Annotated in this window: 2 protein-coding genes and 1 pseudogene; all 3 read right to left on the bottom strand. The window is 70.8% G+C overall.

The features are described 5' to 3' along the window. Positions 1-167: 167 nt before the first annotated feature. Positions 168-1,055 carry an ABC transporter permease subunit gene (locus SACPADRAFT_RS0203270; RefSeq protein WP_007026967.1) on the bottom strand — a complete coding sequence of 296 codons (888 nt, stop codon included), beginning with the start codon at positions 1,053-1,055 and terminating at the stop codon, positions 168-170. A gap of 323 nt (positions 1,056-1,378) precedes the next feature. Continuing rightward, positions 1,379-2,470 (bottom strand): annotated as a pseudogene (locus SACPADRAFT_RS0203265) (ABC transporter ATP-binding protein); the annotation flags it as partial. Positions 2,471-2,849: 379 nt separating this feature from the next. Continuing rightward, positions 2,850-3,493 (bottom strand): alanine dehydrogenase (locus SACPADRAFT_RS25375; RefSeq protein ID WP_007026965.1); only part of this gene is annotated, 644 nt, incomplete at its 5' end.

Genomic DNA, 3,493 nt, shown 5'->3' with positions numbered 1-3,493 from the left:
GAGCGCGGCGACCACCAGCAGCGGGTGCCGGAGGCACGCGGCCGTCAGTCGGCGCACCCACCCGCGGTGCGGGCCGGGGGCGGTGGCCGCGGTGTCGGCGGGGGAGCCGTGAGGGGGTGCCGACGTGGTGTCAGTTCCGCTCACTCACGGCTCCCTCGGGTGCTGGGTCAGGTGATGTCGCGTTTGTGGTTCGCGGCCCAGCCCGCCCCGAAGAACGCCAGTGTCCAGGCGAGGAACACCAGCGTCGCGCTCCACCAGGCGTAGGAGCCGGGTGCCCCCGCGAGGAACTGCAGAGCCCACTGGAGGTTCTCGTCCAGGCCGGCCGGTGCGGACACGCCCGCGGCTCCGACCGACGCGGCGGCCAGGGCACCCATGATCCCGTTGAGCGCGTTGTTCGGCAGGACACCACCGAGCCACGACGCGTCCAACGTACCGAACATGACGAAGACGAGGAGGTTCTCGACCACCAGCATCCAGATGATCAGCGTCACGACGGGTCCGGTGACGCTGTTCCACACCGCGCCGACGCCGACCCCGAACAGGGTGGCGAGGACTCCGGCGACCAGCGTCGTGCCCAGCACGCCGAGCCACTGGCCCACGGACGGCAGTCGCGACCCCTCCACCGCGATCACGGTGCCGAGGGTGGTCGCCAGCACGAGCACGAGAGCGTAGAGCGCACCCCAGACCATGTAGGTGACCATCTTCGCGGTCAGTGCGGCACCGCGCCCGGGCGCGGTGAGGTAGGTCGTGGTGATCGTCCGGCGGGTGTACTCACCCGCGAGCGCGGAGATCCCGAAGATCACCGGAAAGAGCAGGCCGACGTTGACCCCTCGTGAGATCGCGAGCATGCCCACCGGCAGGGCGTCCACCTGGACACCGAGCGCGCGGGCGAGGCGTTGTGCGTCGTAGGTGCCGAGGAAGTCGCTGAACTCGTTGACCCCGTTGCCCCAGCCGTAGGCGAAGAAGAACGAGACGGCGAACGCCGGGATCATCAGCGCCCACCACAGTTTGAGGCCGGTGGTCTTGCGGAACTCCGCCTTGATCAGGTTGCCCATCACTGCTGACCTCCCCAGCCCTCGGTCGACTGCGACTGCTGGTGTTCGGACTGTGGGTCCGCCTGCTCCGGCGGTTGTTCCACCTGCTCCGGCGGTGGCCCGGAGGCCTGCTGAGTCGGCTGCCCGGACGTCTGCTCAGCCGTCTGCTCAGGCGTTTGCTCAGGCGTTTGCTCAGTCGTCTGCTGGGCCGGCGTCTGTTGCGTCGCCGGTGGCGCCGCGTTCTGTGTCGTCTGTTCGGGTGACTGGTGTGCAGGTTCCCCGGGGGACACGGCGGGTTGTACCGGGGCCTCCGGCGGGGTCTGCGGCGGCGTCGGAGGCGGCGACTGCGGCTGCGGGGCCTGCTGCTGCGGGGGCATCGGTTGCCCGGCGGCGTACGGCCCGCCCGGGGGTGGTCCCCAGCCACCCTGCTGCGGCACGGGTTGCGGGGGCACGGGCTGGTGCGGCCCCGGCTGCTGCGGCTGCTGGAACGCTTGCTGTGCGAACTGCGGAGGGTGCCCCGGGACGGGGGCGGCGTATTGCGGACTGGTCAGCTGGAAGAACAGCTGTTCAAGATCAGCGGTCTCCTCCTGGATCCCGTAGACGGCGACACCGGCCTGCGCGGCGAGGTCGGCGATCTGCTGCACGCTCGACCCGGACACCGCGACCCGCCCGTCCCGGGTGGGTTCGAGGCCGGTGACCCCCGCCTCCTGCAGGGCGGTGACCAGGGCTGAGGCGTCGGCGGGCTGGACGAGCACGCGCGAGCGGCCACTCTGGCGCAGCTGCTCCAACGGGCCGTAGTACCGGGTCGACCCGGCGCTGACGATGACCACCTGGTCGATCATCTGCTCGACCTCGGAGAGCAGATGGCTCGACACCAGCACGGTGCGGCCCTGCGCGGCGTAGGACCGCAGGAACTGGCGCAGCCACGCGATGCCCTCCGGGTCGAGCCCGTTCGACGGTTCGTCGAGCACCAGTACCTGCGGGTCGCCGAGCAGCGCCGTCGCGAGGGAGAGCCGCTGGCGCATGCCGAGGGAGAAGTCCCCGGTGCGCCGGTTGGCCGCGGGGGCGAGGCCGGTGAGTCCGAGCACCTCGTCGGCACGCCGGTCGGGCACCCCGACGGCGGCGGCATACACCCGCAGGTGGGTACGGGCGGTGTGCTTCGGGTGAAAACCGCCGTTGTCCAGCACGGCGCCGACCACCCGTCCGGGGCTGCCGAGTTCGTGGTGCCGTCGGCCGTTGATGGTGGCCACGCCCGCGGTCGGCTCCACGAGCCCGAGGATCATCCGCAGCGTGGTGGTCTTGCCGGAGCCGTTCGGCCCGAGGAACCCCGTGACGCTTCCCGGCTCCACGGCGAAGCTGAGGTTCTGCACCGCGGTGAGGGCGCCGAACTGCTTGGTGAGGTTCTGCACCGCGATGCGGCCGCTGCCGTCGTGCATGCTGCCCTCATCTCCTCGTGATCGTGCCTTGGCCGGTGTCATCCTGCCGTACGGACCGTTACGACGATCACGGGAGGGCTTCGGGTTCCTCACCTGAACGGAGGGCGACGTAGGTCACTCTCAGCATCCAAGGACCGGCGAGCTCTCATCGTTCCTGGTCAGAGCCGTTATTGTGCAGAATTAACCAGATCGTCGGTTGTCCTGTGGGAAAGAAACTTCGCCGACTCGCGCCCCCCGGGCGGCGAACCGCCTCGCTATTGCTTAAAGTTGTTGGTGGCGGCCCGCTCCCGGTGACCCCCAGGCTGGTTGAGCGGGCCGCCCCTTCTTTCCTTCCCGGTGCCTTCGTCCTTCCCCGCCCCCGGTCCGCCGGTGCCGGGGATCAGAGCGGAGAGCCGACGAACTCCAGGTCGTGCGCGACGGCCACCGCCTCGTTGGTGAGTCCGCCCGCGTGGGTGTTGATCCCCCGCGCCAGCGTCGTGTCCGCCCGTGCCGCCGACCGCCAGCCCTCGTCCGCGATGCGCAGCACGTACGGCAGCGTCGCGTTGGTCAGGCCGTAGGTCGAGGTCCGCGGGACCGCGCCGGGCATGTTGGTCACGCAGTAGAAGACCGAATCGTTGACCCGGTAGGTCGGTTCGTCGTGCGTGGTCGGCCGGGAGTCGGCGAAGCAGCCGCCCTGGTCGATGGAGACGTCCACGAGGACACTGCCCTCCCGCATCCGGCCGACCAGATCGTGCGGGACGAGCTTCGGGGCCTTCGCGCCCGGGACGAGGACGGCCCCGATCACCAGGTCGGCCTGCAACACCGACTCGGCCAGCGACATGCCGCTGGAGGCGATCGTGCGCACCCGGCCCGCGAACTCCTGGTCGATCCGCCACAGCCGGGCGATGTCGGTGTCCAGCAGCTCCACGTCGGCGCCCAGCCCCAGCGCCACCCGCGCGGCGCCGCGCCCCACGACGCCGCCACCGATCACCACGACCCGGGCCGGATGCACGCCCGGCAGGCCGCTCGGCAGCACTCCGCGTC

It is taken from the genome of Saccharomonospora iraqiensis subsp. paurometabolica YIM 90007 (assembly GCF_000231035.2).
In the GTDB taxonomy this organism is placed as follows: domain Bacteria; phylum Actinomycetota; class Actinomycetes; order Mycobacteriales; family Pseudonocardiaceae; genus Saccharomonospora; species Saccharomonospora paurometabolica.
Note: the sequence above shows the minus strand (reverse complement) of the source record. Positions and strands in the feature narration are given on the sequence as shown.